14 protein-coding genes are annotated in these 22,892 nt (G+C 41.8%); 4 read left to right on the forward strand and 10 right to left on the reverse strand.

Going from position 1 to position 22,892, the window contains the following annotated elements; all coding sequences use genetic code 11:
* The first annotated feature begins 6 nt into the window (after nucleotides 1-6).
* The 3 genes from OQ289_RS16925 (at nucleotide 7) to OQ289_RS16935 (ending at nucleotide 4,669) form a co-directional block, all read left to right on the forward strand.
* Nucleotides 7-1,794, forward strand: coding sequence for a RagB/SusD family nutrient uptake outer membrane protein (locus OQ289_RS16925; protein WP_270088027.1), 1,788 nt, complete (start codon nucleotides 7-9; stop codon nucleotides 1,792-1,794).
* A gap of 71 nt (nucleotides 1,795-1,865) precedes the next feature.
* Nucleotides 1,866-3,248, forward strand: a complete 1,383-nt coding sequence (locus tag OQ289_RS16930; protein WP_270088028.1) for a sulfatase — start codon at nucleotides 1,866-1,868, stop codon at nucleotides 3,246-3,248.
* Between the two features lie 5 nt (nucleotides 3,249-3,253).
* Entirely contained in the window at nucleotides 3,254-4,669 is a 1,416-nt protein-coding gene (locus OQ289_RS16935) for an arylsulfatase (protein WP_270088029.1), read from the forward strand.
* A 120-nt stretch (nucleotides 4,670-4,789) separates the two neighbouring features.
* Here OQ289_RS16935 and OQ289_RS16940 read toward each other — a convergent pair whose 3' ends face one another.
* Nucleotides 4,790-7,222: an outer membrane beta-barrel protein gene (locus OQ289_RS16940; RefSeq protein WP_270088030.1), complete on the reverse strand. Its 2,433-nt coding sequence runs from the start codon at nucleotides 7,220-7,222 to the stop codon at nucleotides 4,790-4,792.
* 701 nt (nucleotides 7,223-7,923) lie between these two features.
* On the opposite strand from OQ289_RS16940, the gene OQ289_RS16945 reads away from it, so the two are divergent.
* Nucleotides 7,924-9,819 carry an endonuclease MutS2 gene (locus OQ289_RS16945; RefSeq protein WP_270088031.1) on the forward strand — a complete coding sequence of 632 codons (1,896 nt, stop codon included), beginning with the start codon at nucleotides 7,924-7,926 and terminating at the stop codon, nucleotides 9,817-9,819.
* A gap of 85 nt (nucleotides 9,820-9,904) precedes the next feature.
* On the opposite strand, the gene OQ289_RS16950 is transcribed toward OQ289_RS16945, so the two are convergent.
* From OQ289_RS16950 to OQ289_RS16990, 9 genes are all read right to left on the reverse strand, one after another.
* Nucleotides 9,905-11,452 carry a choice-of-anchor Q domain-containing protein gene (locus tag OQ289_RS16950; protein WP_270088032.1) on the reverse strand — a complete coding sequence of 516 codons (1,548 nt, stop codon included), beginning with the start codon at nucleotides 11,450-11,452 and terminating at the stop codon, nucleotides 9,905-9,907.
* A 47-nt stretch (nucleotides 11,453-11,499) separates the two neighbouring features.
* Nucleotides 11,500-13,200, reverse strand: coding sequence for a DUF4091 domain-containing protein (locus OQ289_RS16955; protein ID WP_270088033.1), 1,701 nt, complete (start codon nucleotides 13,198-13,200; stop codon nucleotides 11,500-11,502).
* On the reverse strand, nucleotides 13,197-14,525 hold the full coding sequence (locus tag OQ289_RS16960) for an IPT/TIG domain-containing protein (protein ID WP_270088034.1): 1,329 nt from the start codon (nucleotides 14,523-14,525) through the stop codon (nucleotides 13,197-13,199). The genes OQ289_RS16955 and OQ289_RS16960 overlap by 4 nt, the downstream gene beginning before the upstream one ends.
* A 30-nt stretch (nucleotides 14,526-14,555) precedes the next feature.
* Complete coding sequence (locus OQ289_RS16965; protein WP_270088035.1) at nucleotides 14,556-16,193, reverse strand: RagB/SusD family nutrient uptake outer membrane protein; 1,638 nt, start codon at nucleotides 16,191-16,193, stop codon at nucleotides 14,556-14,558.
* 19 nt (nucleotides 16,194-16,212) lie between these two features.
* The gene (locus OQ289_RS16970) at nucleotides 16,213-19,509 is read right to left on the reverse strand and encodes a TonB-dependent receptor (protein ID WP_270088036.1); all 3,297 of its coding nucleotides are present in this window, start codon (nucleotides 19,507-19,509) and stop codon (nucleotides 16,213-16,215) included.
* A gap of 263 nt (nucleotides 19,510-19,772) precedes the next feature.
* The gene (locus OQ289_RS16975; protein ID WP_270088037.1) at nucleotides 19,773-20,933 is read right to left on the reverse strand and encodes a FecR family protein; all 1,161 of its coding nucleotides are present in this window, start codon (nucleotides 20,931-20,933) and stop codon (nucleotides 19,773-19,775) included.
* Nucleotides 20,934-20,997: 64 nt separating this feature from the next.
* On the reverse strand, nucleotides 20,998-21,561 hold the full coding sequence (locus tag OQ289_RS16980) for an RNA polymerase sigma-70 factor (RefSeq protein ID WP_270088038.1): 564 nt from the start codon (nucleotides 21,559-21,561) through the stop codon (nucleotides 20,998-21,000).
* A gap of 340 nt (nucleotides 21,562-21,901) precedes the next feature.
* Entirely contained in the window at nucleotides 21,902-22,543 is a 642-nt protein-coding gene (locus tag OQ289_RS16985) for a hypothetical protein (RefSeq protein WP_270088039.1), read from the reverse strand.
* Between the two features lie 160 nt (nucleotides 22,544-22,703).
* Entirely contained in the window at nucleotides 22,704-22,865 is a 162-nt protein-coding gene (locus OQ289_RS16990) for a hypothetical protein (protein WP_270088040.1), read from the reverse strand.
* Nucleotides 22,866-22,892 lie beyond the last annotated feature (27 nt).

Below are 22,892 nucleotides of genomic sequence, written 5' to 3' on the forward strand. Positions count from 1 at the left end.
ACGAAAATGAAAATATTAAAATCATTCATACATATATCTTGTGCAGCGGCTCTTGGCTTATCAAGTATGAGCTGCTCCAATCTACTGGACCTTAGTCCGGAAGGTTCATTGGTAGAAAAAACAACATTTACTTCCTACAACAACTTCATAACCTATGCTTGGCAGTTCTACAGTGTATTCCCTGGGTATAGTAATTCTGTACCAAACTCAGAAATCCATAGCGACTTATTTGCCCAAGCAAACAACAATGCAACTTCAGACTGGCTGTGGAACCGAGTCGTAACGCCTGGTTCTTCGGATGACTACAAAATACCCTATAACAATATTAGATCCATCAATGTCTTACTTGACAATATAGAGGGGGCAACATATCTCAACGATACGGAGAAGAAACACGTTAGAAGCATAGGTTACTTCTTCAAATCCTATAATTATATGGATTTATTGAACAAATATGGAGGAGTCATATGGGTAGAGAATGCTATTGACGACGGAGATACGGAGATCCTATATGGCACGCCTTCATCCCGAGACGAAATCGCGCAAAAAATAACGGAGATGCTGACCTATGCCGAGCAAAACATCAAACCTAACGGGGATGGAAAAAATATGATCAACAAGCATGTGGTACGGGCGCTTATATCTCGATTTGGGTTGAGAGAGGGCACTTGGCGTAAATATCATGGTTTGAATGAGGCTAACAAATATCTCCAACTGTCATTGGATGCATCCAAGGGATTGATAACTGACTTTCCAAACTTGCATACGGATTACGACGAACTATTTAATAGCGAATCGCTGGCCAACAACCAAGAGGTGCTCTTGTATAAGCAATATGAGGTCAACCAGATTACACATACATTGGCTTCGTTAGCGCGAAACTCTTCAGGTCGATGGGACTTAACTAAAGATGCTGCAGATCTATATTTATTGAAGGACGGACAATCCCGTTGGACAAGCCCTAGCTTCGCGGGAGACAAAACACCAAACAGTGAATTCAGGAATAGGGATATTAGATTATACTATACAGTCCCTCCTCCTTTTAAGGTGACGGTCGCACACCCAAGCTACGCATGGGAATATACCGGAGTGGCTGAAGATAGAGAGTATATCGACCTGATGAGCACGCTTTCTATTGCCACTAGAAAGACATTACCGACTTTGAACTGGCAGGGATTGGTATTAAGACAAGAACCACATTATGCAGACTATTCAAATGGACAGCCCTTCAACGTAACATTCACTGGTTACCGTTTTTACAAATTCAGTAATAAGATAAAGATGCTACAGAATGAAGATATCAACGATGCTCCAATTTTCAGAATGGGTGAAATATTTGTCAACTATGCGGAAGCGGCGTACGAACTGGGACAAATCAATCAGGATATCATCAATCGAACCGTCAATAAACTTAGAAAACGAGGACAAGTAGCGCCTTTAGAGCTGAGCGCCATACCAGCCGATCCGACTAGAGATTCGGAAGTGACGCCTGTGCTATGGGAGATACGTCGTGAACGTGCGGTAGAGCTCATGGGCGAAGGTTTCAGATTTGATGACTTGAGACGATGGAAAAAAATGAAGTATGCGGCAAAACAAAAATTAGGCCGATACTTAACAAAGGGAGTGGATGTCCCTCAAGCGGCACCTATTCCCATTCTAAATGGGGCAACAGCAGGATATATTGCTTACGAAGGGCAACCTCCTGCTTTTCCAGACTATTATTATCTATATCCGATACCTTCAGCCGAAATTGCAATGAATCCGAAAATAACGCAGAACCCGGGCTGGAAATAGTTTATTCCAACACACAGAGGATGCCTATATGGAACTAGATGTCTTAAGGCATCCTCTTTATCAAAGAATATATGAAAATCCTATATGCTATCTGGATATGTATTATCTGCTATATAGCTCCTGTGCAAGCACAATCTACAAAACCTAACATCATCGTAATATTGGTGGATGATATGGGGTATAAAGACTTGGGATTTATGGACGGACGTTTCTACCGGACACCTCATCTGGATAGCTTGGCGCAAGAATCGCGAATCTACCAACAGGCGTATGCTGCGGCATCCAACTGCGCACCAAGTCGGGCAAGTCTTTTGACAGGCCTACTCCCGAATAGGCACGGGATATATACCGTAGGCTCTTCAGAAAGGGGGAAAACGGTGGATAGAAAGATAATCCCAATTAAAAACAACAACACCTTAGACGCCAGCTTTCCGACGATAGCTACCCTATTGGGCAAGAAAGGATATTCGACAGCTGCTGTGGGCAAATGGCACCTAAGTGATTCACCAAAACAGCATGGGTTCTCGTACAGCTTTGGAGGGGACCATAGCGGGCACAACAAACATTTTTCGCCCTATAAAAACACGGCGATACCCGATGGTGATGAAGGCGAGTATTTGACTGATAGAATTACGAAAGAGGGCATTAACTACATCCGACAACAAAAAGAGAATCCCTTTTTCTTGTACCTTTCATACTATGCGGTACATACCCCATTGGAAGCTCCTGATTCTTTAAAAAATCATTATAAAGGGATGGTTGGAACGGGTGAAAAAGATTATCCAACCTACGCTGCAATGATCGAATCACTGGATAATAACATAGGTAAGCTGGTATCGGAACTTCAGCATCTCGGGCTATCAGAAAATACACTTCTGTGGTTCTGCTCTGATAATGGTGGGATAAATACCATTTCTCCTCAAACACCACTTCGGTCGGGTAAAGGATCCTATTTTGAAGGTGGAATCAGAATACCCTTCTTTGTACACTGGCCAAATCATATACAACCGCGCCGGGATACGACTACATTGGTGAGTCATTTGGACCTATTCCCCACACTAAAACAGCTATTGAATGACAAATCTCAGATGCGGATGGATGGCACATCACTGTTGAATAATCTGCTTGATGATGAGGATGTGCACGAACGCTTATTGTTCTGGCACTTTCCGATTTACCTAGAGGCCTACAATGAATCCAAAGACGATGGACGTGACCCAACGTTCAGAACACGTCCAGGCAGCGCGATAAGGTACAAAAACTGGAAACTCCATCATTACTACGAAGATGACGCGTATCTCTTATATGATTTGTCCCAAGACATTGGAGAAAGGCAAAATAAGGCTTCTGAGTACCCTACTATATTAGAAAAAATGAAGACCTTGCTGAATGAAAAGATTTTAGAGACAAAGGCATACATTCCGAATAAATTAAACCCTAACTATACACATTAGTAGCTATGACAAGAATTTACACGTTAGTTTTTGTGATTTTTTTCACAAGTATTATACAAGCACAACAAAAACAACCTAATATCGTGTTAATAATGGCGGATGATTTGGGTATCGGCGACCTCGGTTGCTATGGCCAAACCAAAATAAGCACCCCCAGAATAGACGAACTTGCTAAAAAAGGAATCCTATTTACAAACTTCTATTCGGGTACTTCGGTATGTGCGCCATCGAGATCGGCCCTGATGACAGGGCAGCATACAGGCCACACCTTTGTCAGAGGTAACAAAGAAATTGAGCCAGAAGGCCAACAGCCGCTAGCCGACTCGGTCATTACAATGGCTATGTCACTAAAAAAAGCAGGATATGCAACAGGGGCCTTCGGTAAATGGGGACTAGGAATGGTGGGCACCAGTGGGGACCCGAACAAGAAGGGATTCGATGAATTTTATGGCTACAACTGTCAACGACAATCACATAGGTACTATCCTACCCACTTGTGGCACAATAGTCAACGCATCGAACTGACTGGCAACGACCTATCGCAGAAAGTACACTATGCACCTACTTTAATACAAGAGAAAACGTTAGCTTTCCTCGAGGAAAACAAGGATAAACCTTTTTTCTTGTTCGTGCCGACAGTACTACCACATGCCGAACTTGCCGGCCCGGACGACGTATTCTACACAAAGTACAAGGATATTTTTCCTGAAACACCGCACAAGGGCAATGACTATGGCCCAGGAGCTACCATCGCAGGGTACGCCTCTGTAGACAAACCACGTGCTACGTATGCGGCAATGGTAAGTAGAATGGATGCATATGTGGGACAGATTGTGGATAAATTACAGGAATTGAATCTATTGGACAATACCATAATCATGTTTACGAGTGATAATGGCGCCCATCGCGAGGGTGGTGCTGACCCTGTCTTCTTTAATAGCACAGCCGGTTTGAAAGGTTATAAAAGAGATTTGTATGAGGGAGGAATCCGTACACCTTTTATTGTCTCCTGGCCTTCTCAAATAAAAACGAGTAAACAGATAAGTCATACGGCTGCATTTTGGGATATCATGCCCACCGTTGTAGAAATCAGCGGAAAAAATATGGAATCATATACGGATGGAATCTCATTCTTACCGACATTGACAGCTAAAGGAAAACAAAAATCCCATGATTATCTATACTGGGAATTTCATGAAGATGGTGGCAAACAAGCTGTATTGGTAGACGGTTGGAAGCTCATAAAATTGAAGGTAAAAAGTGAGCAGCCACATTTTGAACTTTACAACCTCAAAAAGGATCCAAAGGAAGTGAACAACTTAGTAGGCCAATATCCTAAAATAGTCAAAAAGCTGACAGCACAGTTGGAAGCCGCTCACCAAGAAAGCCCTATTTTCCCGCTGTATAGAAAGAAAAATTAAGATAGACTTTCGTAATAATATATCGAGTAGTGCTATCGCTATTTGACAACAGTCGCCTCCATTTCTTATGGGGGCGACTTTGCATAGGGTTATCGAGAACCCCCTGAATAACATTAAATGCTATTGTATCCGCCCACTTTCGCTTTCCAAGGCAGACTTCCGTGCACGCTGAGCCTTTGCCGTCCCGCTACTAAACCTGTAACTAAAACTCAAGCGAACCTGCCTAGACTCGTAATAACCATAACTGGAGGAAACAAAACCTGGAAAATTTTGGGTATACCGGCTTTGATTGCCCTTGTAAATATCATTGACTGCTAATCTAAGTGTTGCTTTATCTCTAAGCAGGGTCTTCTGCAAACCAATATCGACTTGACTAATGCCCTTACTCAGGGTATTTGCACCTATTAAACGGTTGGAATTATAGGTAGCAGCTACCTCTGCCTTCATCTTAAACGGTAATTGAAAGGACTGTACCAAATTTACGCGGCCGGCCAGTTGCTGCAGGTCAAAGTTCCTATATTGATCGAACGTAACATCATTTTGGATGTAATACAGTAGACCGTTAAATGTCACATCCCACCAACGTGTTGGAGCAAGAGTCTGTGTCAGGGACAAGGACCAATGTTTTTGCGTGCCTAGATTCCGGCTAATCATCACTATTTTTTCGGTTTCGAGTGTATCTGTTACTTTGGCATTTAGTTGATCGGTATAAGCAAAATTTAAGGACACTACAGTAGAATTTTTCAATGAATATAGCAAGGTAAATCGCTGCGTAAAGGAGGGCTTCAAAAATGGATTACCTTGCCAGAAGGATAGTTCATCCAACATATAGACAAAAGGATTCAAGTCTTGATACGCTGGCCTTTCAATGCGTTTGGCATAAGATAACGAGACATTGTTATGCTCGGCAGGTTGCAAAGTAATAGCGAAAAAAGGAAATAGATCGGTAAAATTTCTTTTAATATTATCTTCCTTTTCAACGCCATTCTCCTTGAAGAACAAGGTGCCTTGCGAATTGGAGTGTTCTATCCGTAGACCGCCCTGAAAAGACCATTTGCCTACTGATTTTTTATAATCAACATATGCACTTGATATATACTCGTCAAACTGAAAATCATTGGATCTCCGATTGTCAAGGCTGTCTGCCGCTACCAGTGCGTGATAAAATCTGGAGTCATTTACAGACCTGACGAAAGAGTACTTCACTCCGGACGCAAACTTTCCGCCCCAGAGATTTGCCAAATAGTCGACTTTTATCCCACTCAAATCGATATTGATACCATTAAGTGTACGATATAGGCTTTCATCAAGAATAATTCCCTGATTGTCACGATAAATATTTGATTGCAGATTTTTATTCCATTTATCAAAACGGCCGTAGTCCATGTCTATATTTAAACTACGACCTGTCGTATCTTCATATTTGTAATTTAAATTGAAGTTGTAACGAGCAGTACGTTGTCCATAATAATCATTCACTGCCGAAAGAGACTCTTCGATCGTAGAGGCGGGAAGAGTGCTAATATCCGTGCGGGTGTCTGTAATTCCGCCACCAAAGATAAAATTACCGTTGGCTAAAAAACCTATGGTATTCTTATCATTAAGATAGTAGTCTACCCCTACTTGAGTGGACATTTTCTGGCGTTTGTCAACATCAATAGTACGACTGTCATAGGATTTGCCATTTTGTTGACGGTTGGTACCGTAATCATAGTTGTAATTGCCAAGCGTATGACTATAATTTCCAAATACATTAATTTTATCCACCCCGTAATTAACAGCAATATTTTGAAGTTGCTTGGGACTCACACCATATGCCACGGTACTGGTGATGCTTCCGTTTAAACCTTTTGTCTGATTCTTTTTGGTCTTGATATTTATGATACCTGCAGATCCGGCCGCATCATACTTTGCTGTTGGATTATTGATTATTTCGATGGATTTGAGATTATTGGATGATATGGATTTTAGAAGATCGGTCAGCTCTGTACCTGAAAGGAACGTCTGCCTCCCATCCAATAGGATTTGTACACCACTTTTTCCATTTAGCGTAATATTACTTTCATTTTCAACATAAACACCGGGAGCCCGCTTTAATGCCTCTAAAGCGGAGACATCCTGCCCCCCAATCGTATGGGCAACGTTGTAAGTAATGGTACCTCCGCTAACTTCGAATATTTTGGCCTTTGACTGGACCGCTACTTCCTCAAGTGTCTTCTCCAACTTCGAAAGTCTAATAATCCCTAAATCCAAATTGGCTAGCTCAAAAGGGGGAGTTTGGTAATCTTGATGTCCTATATGTCTTATCTCTAATAAATACTTACCCGGCCTTTCATATCTTGCGTTGAAATGACCTGTACTATCTGTAGCTGTGCTCAAAACCATCTTTTGGCTGAGGTCATAAAGGCTTACGGTGACTAAGGGAATCGGACGCATGTGGTCATCGACAACTTTTCCGGTGATTGACTTACCGGATTTCTGCCCGAAGACAAAAGAACTTAATAATACAAAAAAAATAACAGATAGAAATCGTGGTATCTGCGGTAACATCATTAGCTTGCTTGAATTTGAAAGTTTGTAAAAGAGGTTAAGAAAAAGCAGGTACGACTATAAAGTGATGCAGTAGCCTCTCTTACTTCCATTCTATATTTTGACGATAGGTCATTAGGCCAAGAAGAGTTCATAATAGGTGAATATATTTAAAGAGCTGTACTCAATAGCCCACTAATTTGCCATAAGATTAGGAATAAAAAACAAAATATGCAAAAAAACGCAATATTATTTTTAAGTAGTTGAAAGGAATTATCAAATTAGCAGGCCTATAGAACAGCCATTTTCTTGACCATCGAGTATGGACAGGAATAACGTCACTCAACAACGAGCGCACAACTGGCATAAAAACGCGAAGTCACATCTGATATATACCGCCGCTTAAACGGCTAACATGGATAGCCTTCAATGGGGAGTGAAGGTAATCGTGACGCTGCCGCGTAGCTCTTTTGCTTTTATTGAAAATGTCTACTATATTTGCGCTTAAAGATTCAATACATCCACTATGATGTTTCTTTCCGTATAATCACCATATCGCAAGTTCGCTACTTGAAGCCAATAGGTAGCTCGGGTTCTATAAAAAGAGTCCCCTAATGTGGTATGGTAAATCTCGATAACATTTAAACACTATTTTTTTAATTACGAACGTAATTGCTTCTTCGCTTTTGGGGCTGGAAGTGAACCTCGTTCCTTACATTTTTGAGATGATGATTTATCCAGAAAGCTTTGAACATAAAATAAATTTTAATACTGTCCGCGACCTCATTTTTGAAAATTGCTTAGGTAAGCTAGGACAAGAACAAGTAGCAGCCATATATTTCTCCTCCGATTACAAGATGATAACGAAATGGCTACAACAAACGGCAGAATTCCTCCAAATCTTACAGAATAAAGTGGATTTTCCGACACCCTATTGCTCAGATATGCGAACCACATTGACGCAAATAGCAAATGACGATATCGCTTGGTTGGCTGAAAAAGAAATCTTACCCTTGGTGGAAGCATTAGAGACCATTGGGCAGATAGTCGATTTTTTCAACACGACCGATTCAGTGCGGGTCAAATATCCAGAACTCAAAAAACTAAGCGATTCGATTAGCACATTTCCGACTATCATTGAAAAGGCAAATTCGATCTTGGATAAGTCCGGTCAAATCAAGGACAATGCCTCAAAACTATTGAACGAGGTCCGTAAAAGCAAAATAGGCGCTGCCAAAGATATTACGAAAAACATGCATGCCGCAATTCGCAATGCGCAGGCTCAAGGATTAATCGGGCAAGATGTACAGGCCGATATGCGTGGGGGATACTACCTGATACCGGTAACGGCTTCGAACAAACGAAAAATAAAAGGAATCCAAAGAGATGGATCTGGCAGTGGCAAAACCGTATATATTGAACCCGAAGCAGTGGCAGAGGCTTCCAGTCGCTTACGCGACCTGGAGAATGATGAAAGAAGAGAAATCTCAAGAATTCTAATGGAGTTTACAAATCTTGTGCGGCCCGACCTATCAGCAATACGCGATCTATATAATTTCATGGGAACCATGGATTTTATTCGTGCCAAAGCCATGCTCGCCTTACGTATACGAGCATGCAGCCCTATACTGGAAAACAGACCGTGTATGGAATGGAATCAGGCCAAACATCCCTTGCTAGACATCGCGCTACGTCAGCAACGACAGGAGGCACAACCTTTGGATATCCGATTGACGCCCAGTAATAGAATTTTAATCATATCAGGTGTAAATGCGGGAGGAAAATCATTGTGCCTAAAGACAGCAGCTTTACTGCAATACATGCTCCAATGCGGTCTTTTGATCCCAGTTGACAGCCATTCAAAAGCTGGCGTATTTGATCATATTTTTATGGATATAGGGGATGGACAAAATATGGAAAATAGCCTCAGTACGTATACAGCCCACCTAACCAACATGAAGTACTTTATCGAACACTGCAATAGCAGGACTTTGCTGTTGATAGATGAATTTGGCGGCGGCACGGAGCCTCAAATCGGGGGAGCCATTGCAGAGACATTGCTAGCTGAATTTAATAAAAAACAAAGCTTCGGACTGATTACGACTCACTTTGAGAACCTCAAACACTTTGCATACCGCACAGCAGGAGTTATCAACGGAGCGATGTTATATGATTCCGAAAATATGATTCCGTTATATAAGCTTTCGATAGGACACCCAGGCAGTTCGTTGGCGATTGAGGTAGCCCGACGTATAGGACTCCCTGAACGTCTTATCTCGAATGCATCAAAAAAAATAGGCGAAGAATTCGTGAACATGGATAGCTTGCCGCAGTCGATAGTTCGAGACAAACTATATTGGGAATCACAAAGGAAAGAAATAGATACCAACACCGCATCTTGTCAAGCAGAAGTACGAAGAAAAGCCGTCGATGACATTGAACGTGTCGAACAAGTGAAAAATATATCACTTGAACATGTTACGAAAATGGGAGACAAAGTACAAGTATACGGACAGACTGCCGTGGGAACCGTCGTGGAAATCCAGGGAAAGTATGCCATTCTATCATTTGGCATAATGAAAAGCAAGGTATCGATAGACCGATTGATCCGAGTGCCTTAAAGGATGACATTGACAAATAACATTTCCCCCGTCCAACCAATACAACGGGGGAAATGTAATGACACCCAAATATGTAACAGTTTGCCTATTGATATTCTATAGCACCGATATCGATAACAGCATGGTATCTCGGATTTCCAAGAAAATCTAAGGTGCCAGCTGAAGTGCCGTGTGCATTATTGCCAACATTGATGGCTGGCGATAGAGCTTGTAGACTAAAGTCTGGAGGACTAGCAGCCACATTGGCAAAAAGAGGATTGCCGTAGATGCCGTTGCTATCTCCACCACTCCCTCCCTTCCAAGCACTAAAGGAATTGAGTGCAGACCCGTTCCAGTACCACCTATTGGTACTGCCGCTGCTGAAATATAGATTGAAATCAATACCATTAAATGACCCCGTGCTATCATGCTTGCGGATAAACGTACCCATAGTAGGTCGACTGACAAGAATGTTATTATGGATCTCGTTGTAATGGCAATTGGAATTCAGGCGAATCTCCCCCACGTATTCACCGTAATACCCTAATTCTCCGGCGTTGTAGTACAAGGTATTATTTAGTACCAGACAACTTTTGGTACCTCCAGTGGTATAATTGGCGTAACCACCTAGATAAATTCCTTCAGCTCTATTGTTGTGGACTACATTGTTTCTAACGACACAGAATTCGGTCGGGAATCCATCATTTTCACTAACAAGTCCTATCCCGCGGTCACTATCCCAGATCCGGTTTCGATCGACGACGATATGTCGGGCGCCATCTATATAAATACCGATGGTACCAGCAGCCTGGAGCAATACGGGGACTTGCCCAGTGCGACCATCAATATTCCAAATCTTGTTACCGATAACTTGTCCATTGCGGGCATAGTCTACAGCTGGCAGACCATTGGCACCATATCCGCCCGCTATACAAATGGCAATATTCTCTCCATTGTAGATTTCATTATTTCGAATGACAAATTGATCTACATAGCCATTTATAGTCAAATTTTCGCTTGTGCCGGTACGATTATCATGTATACTATTGCCTTCTACCAAAATATTGGTCATAGCCGTACTCCCGGTACCTTTGATATGTATACCGTGTGCCTCGCGGCCAACAGAAGGAGAAGCGTTATTATGGATATGATGTACATGATTGTTGGTAATCTCAATATTGGAAGAGGTACCATTCACCAACAATCCATCAAGCATCTTGCCTCCATCTGAAGTGCTGTAATGCGCGATTTCCATCCCATTAATCTTGATCCAATCCATTGAAGTAATCTTAACCAATGCATCGTGCCCTGATGAGGGCAGTCCATTGCCACTGATCAGGGCATTTTCTCCGGGATAGGATGTCAATGTGATATAGGCTCCAGAACTACCTGATCGGGGGAACACTAATTTTTCGAAATATATACCTGTCCGGACAATGACCGAATCGCCAGGCTGTGCAAGTGAGAGCGCATATGCGATGCTCTTTAATGGCGATGATATGTCACCCGTGTTACTATCGTTGCCGCTATTGGCCACATAATAGTTTTGAGTCGCTAATCGTGCTGTCAACAGATTTGCAGAGGACAACATCGTCTGTTCACAAGCAGTAGCTCCTGCCAATAAAAACAGTAAAAAGAATTGTACTTTTCTCATAACATGATTTTTAGGGTTTATAATAATATCAATACGAGTAAATTAAGTTATCGTCCCATGATACGAGCAGCCATCTCCAGCTTGTGCGTTAAATAAAGATGGGCGTCGTCGCTAAATACCTTCATCGATGGGGCTACTTTGCCCGCCCAATTGGCCGCCTCCTCTTTTCCAAAACGCTCCTCCAAGAGCTGGTAGTATTCGTACTCTTCCAAACCCTTTCGAATCTGCTCCATACGAATACTACTCAAAGGACCGGAGCTACCTGGATATAAAAGCAATCCATCGCCATGCAGCCACTTGTATTCATCCGTGGGGGTAGTAATCGATACTTCAAGCTTCGCAGGCGTATTCTTATCAATGGTCGCAGGGTATTTCCAATCAATCTTATTGTATTGATTTACGCCCCAATATAAAAATCCATCAAACCGTTCATGGTAAGCCATCGCACTTAACAGTACCCTAGCATCTAAATATGGATTTTCAATACGCCAATTAGGCATCGGATGGTAAGGCTGCAAGGAAATGTACCCCCATACCTTTTTGCCTACAGCTCGCACCTGATCAGCAAAAGCTGAGTTATAAATGTCATCCGTGATATGCAGCACCAGGATATCGATTTGTAACTCTTGGAGTTGTTCGACACTCGTAATATGCATCGAAGTGGTCGCAATTGGAATCTGGGGATAAATGGATTTAATATGCCGATGTACTTTTTTCATCGTTTCGAAATGACTTGCATCATTCTCATCGAACCCATAAAACACACCATTTCCCTGTGACACACAGCCGCTACTGACGAGGGCATCGATGTAGGGTCTATTTTTTTCAAATCGAGCTATCAATTCGTCCGCAGAAGCATCGCGATCACTCCAAGTCGCGGTTATCGGATACACGACAAAGCCATTCATACGGTCGAGATAACGGTGATATTCATTTGGCTCGATTTTCAACTTCGCATCAGCGCCTTCCAAATCAATATACATATCCGTCGGACTTATCCGTTGAGCCATTAAGAAGTCAAACCATTTTTCCCGAATAGCAGGTGTAAAAGTAGGATACACTTTATTCAAATATTCCAACGATAGGGAGAACAAAGTGGGCAATGTGCTCTTACGGGGTAAGGTAAAATCGAATACGGTCAACTGCATATCAATAGTTTCCAATTGGCCTCCAATAGTTAGGCTTACCTTACCAGCGTACAGTCCTGGTGGTGTGCCAGTGGGTATTGGACAATTGACCCATAATGTATTGGACCAACCTTTGACAAGTGTAGGACGTTCATTTTCTAACAAAGGATCTGGATACCAGCCCGGGAGCAACCCCTTGATATCCTCAGTGGCGGGATGTCCATCAAATGTCGAAACGTATACGTATCCTACCTGATACCAAACTAGGTCACGGATAGTATGTACTCCATTGGTCAACTCGCTAATACGAACATCTACCTGCCCTAAATCGGCTTCTGAACGAAGGACGATTTGAAAACTTTCGGTTTCATTGGCCGCCGCAGCAAGTTCAATACGTCTACTCTCTTTAACAATGTCTGACGGCAATACCTTTATTGAACTATCTAAAGCAGAAATTGTATATTTTGTGATACGATTTGGGGCAGCCTCATCTGGGTGAGTCTTTTTGCAACTGCAATTGCCAACCCCAAATACGACTAGCCCATAGCCTAATATGGAGCTGCTTTTTATAAATTTTCGTCGACCGATAAGGACCGGTGTAGGTTTGTGCTGTGACTTCATAGCACCTCCTCCTTGATAATGCGACGGATACTGTGGTTATTAGCATCGACAACGTACACATCCCCATTGGGGCCTACAGCAACTCCCGTGGGATTATTTAACCTTGCTTGGTCTTCTAGGCCGTCAACAAACCCTCTCTCGGTGCCACCGAAAAAAGTAGTCACCGCCCATTTGGTAGGCTTTATCAAGCGTATACATTGGTTGGTATTATTACCACCATCACCATACCATGGGCCTCCATAAGGCCCGGAATCACCCGCGAGATAGAGTTCGCCAGTCGTGGTATTGCAAGCAATACCCCAAGGGCGATCAAATTTGGCCGATAAACCAAGTCCATCGAGATACCCTGCAACGCCATGTGTCCCCGCTACGACGGTAGCTTGTAGTGGCTCGCCGCTAAATCCCTTGAGATCGACTTGATGGACAACGGATTTCCCAGTTTCAACAACATACAACATTCCTTGTTGATTGATAGTGATGCCACTAATCCAATCCATTCCGGAGACCACAGCTCTGAGGGAACCGCCATTATCTACTTCATATACGGTGCCATTGGTCAATGAGGATACGTATATCTTGTTGTTGCGCGGATCTATGGCAATATTGACAATATCACCTACACCTGTCACAGTAGAGACCTGCCCGTCAGGACTTATTTTTCTTAACTTGGCGTTCCAAGTATCTGCTACATATAGATTACGATCCTTGTCAACAGCTACATCAAATGGGGTATCGAATCGTGCTTGTAAAGCAGGACCGTCGAGATAACCTGCAACCCCATTTCCGGCAATGGTCTCAACCGTACCATCCGGACTGATTTTGCGAATCCGATGATTGCCCGCATCTGCGACATATACATTTCCATCAACATCAACGGTCAGACCTGGTGCCCTAGCAAAATTAAATTGGGCGGATTTACCCATGCCGTCAGCATATCCGGCGACACCACTTCCGGCCAATGTCTCCATACGCCAGCGGTATACGGGTGGAAATTTGAAGGGGACGGAGCTTTTGACTTGATTGTCTCCAATCTGGACCTCGACAAGCCCCGTACCTGCGTCTTGGGGAACAATCAACAGGATACGTTCGGTATTGATACCCGTAATTCGCGCTTTGACTCCATTGATGTATACGGTTACTTGATTGGTATCTAACGAAAAGTTGTGTCCAAAAATCATCATTTCGGTACCTCCTTCGCCCTCTAGGGGAAGAAATTTTTCAATCACGATGGGCTTGGTGCCATCGTGTCCTAAACTCTCTTTATCTTTGCATCCTACAATCTGCAATAGAAGAAGGAAGAAAATATATAGTGCAATTTTGTTCATAATAGTTGTCATCATATGCTAAATAATAGACTAATTATACCCGGGATTTTGTGTCAAAGCACTATTCCGATTGATCTCAGATTGAGGAATGGGGAATAAATCATAGGTATTCTTATAAAATCGACTCTCTATCTTGAAGGGTAGATATTTCCAGTCCGAACCACTTTTGGTAATTTTCATACCGTGGACCTCTTTCAATATTTGCTCTCCAATACGCCATCTCCTGAGATCCCAAAATCGATGGGATTCAAATGCAAGTTCTATCCTCCGTTCGTTTTGAATGCGTTCACGCATCTGGACTTTGGTCAATCCTGCAGGCAAAGCGGGCATAGAAACTCGCGCTCGTACTTGGTCTACAGCTTGATAGACGGATTGATCTGGAGCAGAAAGTGCTTCGTTTTTTGCCTCGGCATAATTAAGCAAGATTTCGGCATATCGAATAAAGACAAAAAAGTGACTTCCAGGTCGCCAAATAGGGGTGATACTTCCATTTACATCCAATGTCTTGGCTAGGTAATATCCTGTACGTGTATAATTATCCCCACTCCCGTTGATACCGTCCAAACCGCCTTCGAATGTTTCAATAGGCAACCCACGCCAAGGCATATTGTTGTGAACAATAGTCATCTGAAATCGTGGGTCTCGATTCTCATAGGGATTGTCAGCATCATATAAGGGTGATTCGCTATATTTTTTCCCATCTTTCATTTCAAAGGCATCAACCAATTCTTGACTGGGGTGAACAATGGCAAAACCACCTTGGCTAGGCATCAAGTTGTTACGAAGCTGATCTTCATAATTGGCCGTATATTGAAAAATATTTTCTGCGGAATTGCGCGTATGGAGCACGTCTTTAAAGGAGCCATGTAGGCTGTATACCCCCAAAGAGATGACGTCTTGGGCTGCTTTTGCTGCCCGCTCCCAGAGCTCTATGTTATTGGAAGGGTTGTGCAAGGGACTGGCGGCATACAACAACATGCGCGATTTCAACGCCAACGCTGCACCTTTGGTGGCCCTCCCCAAATCTTTAGTGGTGTAGTCTGTAGGTAGCAGGGATGCAGCTTTGTCACAATCCTCTACTATAAAACCAACGATTGCTGCTGCATCGGCCCGTGGAATATTCAGATCGTCACTGACTTGCAAGACACGATCGATCAATGGTACACCACCATATCTTTTGAACAATTCGGAATAAAACCAAGCTCTGAGAAAAAAGGCTTCTCCTTTCATACGTGCTTTGCCAATCTCTTCTTCTTGATTCTTCGCAGAAACCGGAAGACCATCAATCTTTTCGATAAAGAGGTTGACCCTGCGGATGGCCGCATACAAATCGGCCCATTGGTCTATGGGATTATTAGATGGAGTCAAATTGCCATCATACATAAACTTGGGGCTTGGCCAGTAGCGGTATGCACAATAGCCATTGTCGGTCGCACCGTCATAGGAAAAAGACCAAAGTCCGCTGCCCACCCAATCGATTTTCAACCCGCTCCCATAGACTTGTGCTAAAAAGCGCTCTGTCTGACGATAATTGCCAAAGACTTCCTCCTCTAACATGCCTCCAGATTCTGCTTTATCAAGGTATGAATCCAGTTTGCTGCAACTGAACAAGGTGGATATCGATAAAGCAATTGCGGTTATAAGGTTTTTATTAATTGAACTAATCATGATTTCTTTATTTAACATCTTAAAAACTAACCGATAAACCAAAGTTATAGACCTTCTGCTGCGGATAGTTGTTACCGCTGCCGCTCCTAATCTCGGGATCATATGACCCACCTATCTTGTCCCAGGTAATGAGGTTCATACCGTTGGTATAGACGCGCACGGAGCTGAATTTTTTATCCTTTGTCAATTTGACATTTTTGAATGTGTACCCTATCTCTGCATTTTTCAGCCTGATATAGGATGCATCTTTTAAGAAAAAAGAAGAAGGTCTGTGGTTGTTATTATTGAATCCATAGTGTAATACAGGATAATTGGCTGTAGAGGCAGTCTCTGGCGTCCACCGATCCAAATGATGCTGGAGGACATTGCGTCCTTCTACAAATTCATACACGGCCTGATCGCTCAACAACACATTGAAACCATCTGCGCCTTGGAAAAGACAGCTTACATCAAATCCCTTCCAGTTCAGACCTAAATAAAGACCGTAAAAAACCTCGGGCACATCGCTTTTGCCAATGGGCCCAGCATCATTTTGGTCAATGATATTATCGCCATTTAGATCTACATAACGGATGTCACCTGGAATAACCTGGCCAAATTGCTGTGCGTGGTTTTGAATCTCTTCTACATTGTTAAAGAAGCCATCTGCTTTGAGGCCAAAATATTGTCCTATGGGACGCCCGGTATTGGTCAAATACGGATAAGGCTTAGACTCTTCATCCATAAAAATAATCTTGTTTCGAGCGAACGAAGCATTTGCCTTAACGAAATAAGAAACATCGCCGACTGTCTTTCTATGATTAAGCTCTATTTCGAATCCCTTATTAACAGTCTCTCCGAAATTGACTGGTGCGAGATTACCACTTGGAATACCGATCATCGATGGGACAGAACCTCTTGTAATCAAGATGTCATTGCGTTTTTCATGGAATAGATCCACATTCAATTCAATCAAGTCTTTCCATAGCTTGAACTCCATTCCTAGATTGCCTTTACGGGCTACCTCCCACGAAACCAATGGATTGGCGATCGCACCTTCACCAACTCCGGACATCCAAACTAACGGATCGCCAAAGTTGTATCCAGAATAATCATTATATTCAGAAATGAACAACCAGCGTCTTCCACTCAATTGGTCATTTCCGGTGAGGCCATATGACCCTCTAATCTTCATAAAGGTCAATACTTGATTTTCTTTTAGGAAGGATTCTTCTGAAACGATCCATCCGGCAGAAAATGCAGGAAAGAAGCCATATCGATTGTCTTTAGCAAAATTGTCGGTACCATTGTATCCTGCGTTGAACTCTCCGAAGTACTTGTTGTTATAGTTGTAGGTGAGCCTGGTGACCAATCCTTGTGATACATAGGGTATCTGCCCCCCAATAACCTTCTGGGTCCTGTTAGCGAGTAATAAGCCGCTGACTGCATGGGGCCCAAAAGTATTGGAATAGTTAATGGACGCATCCATCCAAATATCCCTATTCTGGTTGAAGGATGAAGATGGAGCAGACAGGGGAAGATCTTCTTGGGTATAGGTGTAGCTATCCAAATTGTCATAATCTCCGGTACCATTATAATAGGCGGCGCGCTCACTTCGAGTACGAGTAAACTGATTCTTGAAATAGCCATCAAAAGAATAATTCCCTTTAATCGAAAGGCCTTCGACGATAAAGTCCAACTTGCGCGTAGCGGATAGCATACCAGAGAGGGATGAATTAAAATTTTGAGCATATCCCTGCGTATTAAGCCAATAGAAAGGATTTAATAAAGAGGGGGTTTGGGCATAAAATCCAGTTGGATATTTAATCGGAAAGGCATTTGGGGTAACTTTTTGCAACATATCAAAAAGTGTGGATGCACTGGATCTAGGATAGCGTCCATTTTCAATTGCACCGAACAAATTCAAAGACATGCTGAAGTCTTTGTCAAAATCTACATCCACGTTAGACCGAAAATTGTACCTTTTGAAAGATACATTTGGATCGTATTTGGGCTGTTTTTCGGATTTATAGATTCCATTTTGATTGGTATATCCAATATTGACAAAATATCGCGTCTTGGGACTGCCGCCGCTGATGTTAAAATTGGATTGAGACAATAAGGAATTTTTCATGGCCTCTTGCATCCAATTGATATTTGGGTACTTTAGGGGGTTGATTCCTGTGCGATAGGCTTCTAGACTAATCTCATCATAGGGAATCAATATGCCATCTGGATTATCATTGAGATAAGCCTCATTGGAAAGCCGTGCATAATCATACGAGCCGAGGATCAATGGAAGTCTAGTAGGTGTCTGTACCGCCGTCTGAGTGGACAACTGCATCTGGGGAGCACCTTCACGCCCCCTTCTTGTCGTGATGATAATCACGCCGTTGGCTCCCTTGACACCATACAATGCTGTAGCTGACGCATCCTTGAGGATTGTAATATTCTCGATTTCGTTTACATCCAACAGGTTAATGGCACTGTAATCCTTTTGGACACCATCTATCGTAATTAGGGGAGACACGCTGTTAAAAGTAGAACGTCCTCTAATCAATAAGTCAGAATTATCATATCCCGGCTCTCCGCTTCGCTGCAGTGTAATTAGTCCAGGAAGTCTTCCGGCCAAGGCATTGGTAACGTTGGCGACTGGGCTTTGCTTAAGGTCTTTTGTGGAAATGGAGGCCAAAGAGCCTGTTTGCGCTATCTTTTTTTGAGACTGTCCAAACCCTAAAACTATCACTTCTTCCAAATCTGAATTGTCCAAAGTTAATATAACCTGAAGTGCTCTTTGGTCCGTGATCTCTATATCCAAGGCTCGATATCCGATTGCGGAGAAAGACAAAATTTCTCCGCTCTTAGCCGGAATTCTAAATTTTCCATCGTTGTCTGTCGAGGTCCCTCGAGTGGTTCCTTTAATCTTAATGGAGACCCCCGACAAAGGATTTTTTAGGGAATCTGTAACTTGTCCAATAATATCCTCTTGCACTTTTAAGCTTTTACTAGGGATAATGGACGAATGGCTACCCAAAGGGTCGATTTTTTTGATGACAATAATCTTGTCATGCAGCGCATAGCCCAAAGGTTGATCCGCAAATATTTTATCCAGTGTGACGTCTAAACGTTCGTTGTTTACGACTATCGTTACAGGTTTAAGTTGCTGGAGATCTCGCTTATTGTAAAAAAAAGTATAACCGACCTGCTTCTCTATCTTGTTAAGAATTTGAACCATTTGGGCTTTTTTCTCATTCAAATTTATCCGTTGCGCATATACACTTGCAGAAAGATGCAAAGAAGAGACCAGTAAGGTGATGATAATAATTTTAACCCTCATAATCATAAAGAATAATTCCGGTGATAAGGACATATGCTTCTTCAAGTGGTATCGTATGCGACAAAACACAATAGGATACAACTTGAATCTTTGTTTAAAATTCATATTTTTGAAAAGTTTTGGTTTATAAATTTATTCTTCGATAAAACTCTCTTTTTACAAAGAGGGAAATGGGCCAAGACAACGCCGGGTGTGTTGCTGCACACCTGGCCTTTTAGCCTTCTTATATATTCTTTGTTTCTTCCATATAATGTTGATTTAGGTTAGTATATAATCAGTTTTCTTTTTTCCATTTTATACTCGACGCCAGTTGTTCTTAATATGGCTAATGCGGTAGACAGATTGGTGTTACGTGGTATCTTACCAAAGAAATTGTATTTTTTAGTTTTATCTTTGATTTCGATATCAATATCATACCAGCGTGAAAATTCGTCAAGAACAACTTCCAAACTTGCATTTTCAAAGTAGAATAATCCATCTTTCCAGGCCAATATGGGGTCCAGGGATACATCAGAAATAGAAGTTGTATTGGACTGTGCATTTAGATGCAACTGCTGTCCTGGCTTCAAAAATTGACGTTGTGTAGACTGTTTAAAGCCGGCCTTAACCGATCCTTCAAGCAAAGTGGTAAAAACTTGCGTATGGAGATAGGTGTTGATATTAAACCTCGTACCCAATACCTCCAGTTCTTGCTCCTGAGCATGGACGATAAACGGAATATTTTTTTTGGATCGTATCGATTTATTTATCTCAAAATAAGCCTCTCCCTCTAGAAGCTCGACTTCTCGACGGTCAGCATTAAATATCAAAGGGTAGCGCAATGACGATGCTGCATTGAGCCATACGCGGGATCCATCGGGAAGAACAATTTTGTACTCACCTCCTCTAGGGGTACTGATTGTATTGAATGCATAGGTTGCTGCATCAGTCCCGCCACTAGCTAATCTATAAATCAGTTGGCCATCGGTATCTTTTTCTATGATGATGCCATCATCCTCAACAAAACTTCCGTTGACAATACTATCCAAGTCTATTATACTACCGTTTGAAAGGGTTAATAAAGCCTTGGGACCTCCGGGCTGTACGACAGAATGTGCGTGGAGACTTTCTTTAGCTGAATAACTAGATTTCCATAATGCGCTTATTAATGCAATGAGCAAAAGTGATGCGGCAAGACCTACCCATACAGTAGTGGAAACTTTTCTTGGTTGGGGTAACTGATGTACGGGATGGATCTTTTTGGTAATGTGCTCGAACATACGTCGACTCAATTCTTCCTCATTCTTCGCAAAAGAAGCAGGTACTTGCAATTCTTCTTGATTCAACAAAGCATACCACGCCGAAAATTCATCCTTTTCCTGTTGGGTAATACGGCCATCCAACCATTTAGAGGCGAGGTATTCGTAGTAAAATCGATCTTTCATAATGAGGCTCTTTACATCTATGTATCACTAGGTGTAAAAATCCATTAGTCCAAATTGAAAAAATTTATAAAAGAATTTGAAAGAAATGGGCCAGACGAGAGCGCAAATATTTACGAGCCTTACCTAGATGTGTCTCTACGGTTTTCTCTGAAATATTCAATTCTTTGGCAATATCTTTTTGGGAATATCCTTGTTCACGACTCAACTGAAAGACTAGTCGACATTTTTCAGGCAACTCAGCTACGTATTTTGATAACTGTCCGCGCAATTCTTCAAACAGCAGGTTTTCTTGCGTTGAATCATCTACCAGTGACATATCGACCAATGAATTGAGATAATTCCGATGCCGATAATGCTTATCAAGTACGCGAATAACTCGATACTTAACAGATACAGATAGATAGTTGGACAGATTACCCTGAATTTCGAGATTCATACGACGTGTCCATAAGCTGAAAAATATATCTTGCACAATTTCTTCGGCCTCCTCAAATGAATTTATCTTTTGACTGGCTATCACGAATAGTCTCCTCCAATGTCTTTGATAAATCATAGAAAAAGCATGTTCATTTCCTTCTTTCAGTAAAGAAACTAATTCTTCGTCTGTACTTTCTTGGAATATGGACATATCGAAACGTATTGAATTACTTACTATTTGGCGCCTGTGGGCAATAGGTTTATTGTTGGTACTCGTTTATAAAAGTTCAACAAGATACAAATTCAATCGTGATTACTCAATTTTTCACTTTTTTTTGATGAGAGATCGAGATTTGGAAACAATATGATGGAATCATTTACTTAAAAAAAGCTTCGAAAAGGAACAAATGGAACATTGCGAGTACGACTCTGCAAGTACAATCAATCTGCTTATCAAACACTATGAAAATAAAATACTTGTTCATGAGGAACAACCGTATTAACGCAATAACGGTATAACAAGTCAAAAAAGTGCTTAAAATAGAGATTATTTAGAAAAAATATTGATCGATCAGGATTCTAAAGATATTTTCATCGGTACGAAATTTACGAAGCAGTCGGGTCCAAGTCCGTTCACCAAATTGAAAGCGATTGCCAATACTATCCTCATAACTCCACTTATCAAAAATATCTTTCTTTAGAGAGGCCTTATCTTTGCCGGAGGTGAATTCAAGATCGCCATGTATATTTCGCTTTACAGAAATTTTCTCTCCATTGATTTCCTCCTCAAAACTATCATGCCCAAAAATATCTTTCCCCTCTTCCAATTTGTATCCTCTATTATCTTCGATGATAAGCTTATTAAAAATATCAATTTGATACTTGGCCCGGTAGCCTTCGGACTTTCTATTTTGACGCAACAATTCATAGAATATGTCGGTTTTCATTTTCTTATTTTGGCGAATACCTGGATAGGTACGATCCAAGTATTTCTTCTCGTAAACGACTTCGTTATTCTTGCTGTCGGTAAAAGTTAAATCATCAAAAATATTCTTTTCGAGTGTGGCAGTGTATTTGCCATCCTTAGAAATATAATCCAAATTTCCGAAGATATCTGTTTCAACGCGGCCCTGTTGGGCAAATACCTCGCTCAAACTACACCATAACAGCATCAATAAAAAGATCTTTCTCATATGCGACCGTTTACATAGTAAGATGTATTTTTGTGGTCGAAGTTTAATATCGAAATGAAAAAAAATCGAATAGCGGAAACGTCTTGCACCTCCCTTTGATAGGGGCACAAAAGGGCATGTCCTCTGCTTTTGTTTTTCAAAAAACAGAGGACACCCCCCTTTATTTCTTTGCACGAAGCATCAATAAAGCACCGATTACAAGAAATCCTAAACCTGTCAATACAGGAGGTAATAGATCTGCTTTTACGCCAAGGTAAATCATCCACAAGGCAATCAAACCGAGTATCGTAGTCAATGCTATCTTCATATGCTTTATATCCATGAGAGGACAGTTTAAAGATAGTGATAT

This window comes from Sphingobacterium sp. SYP-B4668 (assembly GCF_027627455.1).
Classification (GTDB): Bacteria; Bacteroidota; Bacteroidia; order Sphingobacteriales; family Sphingobacteriaceae; genus Sphingobacterium.

What these genes read in the sequence shown, in the direction of transcription:
- OQ289_RS16955 (WP_270088033.1), bottom strand. Translation starts at nt 13,200, where the DNA reads ATGAAGTCACAGCACAAACCTACACCGGTCCTTATCGGTCGACGAAAA.
- OQ289_RS16970 (WP_270088036.1), bottom strand. Translation starts at nt 19,509, where the DNA reads ATGAGGGTTAAAATTATTATCATCACCTTACTGGTCTCTTCTTTGCAT.
- OQ289_RS16930 (WP_270088028.1), top strand. Translation starts at nt 1,866, where the DNA reads ATGAAAATCCTATATGCTATCTGGATATGTATTATCTGCTATATAGCT.
- OQ289_RS16960 (WP_270088034.1), bottom strand. Translation starts at nt 14,525, where the DNA reads ATGAACAAAATTGCACTATATATTTTCTTCCTTCTTCTATTGCAGATT.
- OQ289_RS16980 (WP_270088038.1), bottom strand. Translation starts at nt 21,561, where the DNA reads ATGTCCATATTCCAAGAAAGTACAGACGAAGAATTAGTTTCTTTACTG.
- OQ289_RS16945 (WP_270088031.1), top strand. Translation starts at nt 7,924, where the DNA reads ATGATGATTTATCCAGAAAGCTTTGAACATAAAATAAATTTTAATACT.
- OQ289_RS16990 (WP_270088040.1), bottom strand. Translation starts at nt 22,865, where the DNA reads ATGGATATAAAGCATATGAAGATAGCATTGACTACGATACTCGGTTTG.
- OQ289_RS16940 (WP_270088030.1), bottom strand. Translation starts at nt 7,222, where the DNA reads ATGATGTTACCGCAGATACCACGATTTCTATCTGTTATTTTTTTTGTA.
- OQ289_RS16925 (WP_270088027.1), top strand. Translation starts at nt 7, where the DNA reads ATGAAAATATTAAAATCATTCATACATATATCTTGTGCAGCGGCTCTT.
- OQ289_RS16950 (WP_270088032.1), bottom strand. Translation starts at nt 11,452, where the DNA reads ATGAGAAAAGTACAATTCTTTTTACTGTTTTTATTGGCAGGAGCTACT.
- OQ289_RS16965 (WP_270088035.1), bottom strand. Translation starts at nt 16,193, where the DNA reads ATGATTAGTTCAATTAATAAAAACCTTATAACCGCAATTGCTTTATCG.
- OQ289_RS16975 (WP_270088037.1), bottom strand. Translation starts at nt 20,933, where the DNA reads ATGAAAGATCGATTTTACTACGAATACCTCGCCTCTAAATGGTTGGAT.
- OQ289_RS16985 (WP_270088039.1), bottom strand. Translation starts at nt 22,543, where the DNA reads ATGAGAAAGATCTTTTTATTGATGCTGTTATGGTGTAGTTTGAGCGAG.
- OQ289_RS16935 (WP_270088029.1), top strand. Translation starts at nt 3,254, where the DNA reads ATGACAAGAATTTACACGTTAGTTTTTGTGATTTTTTTCACAAGTATT.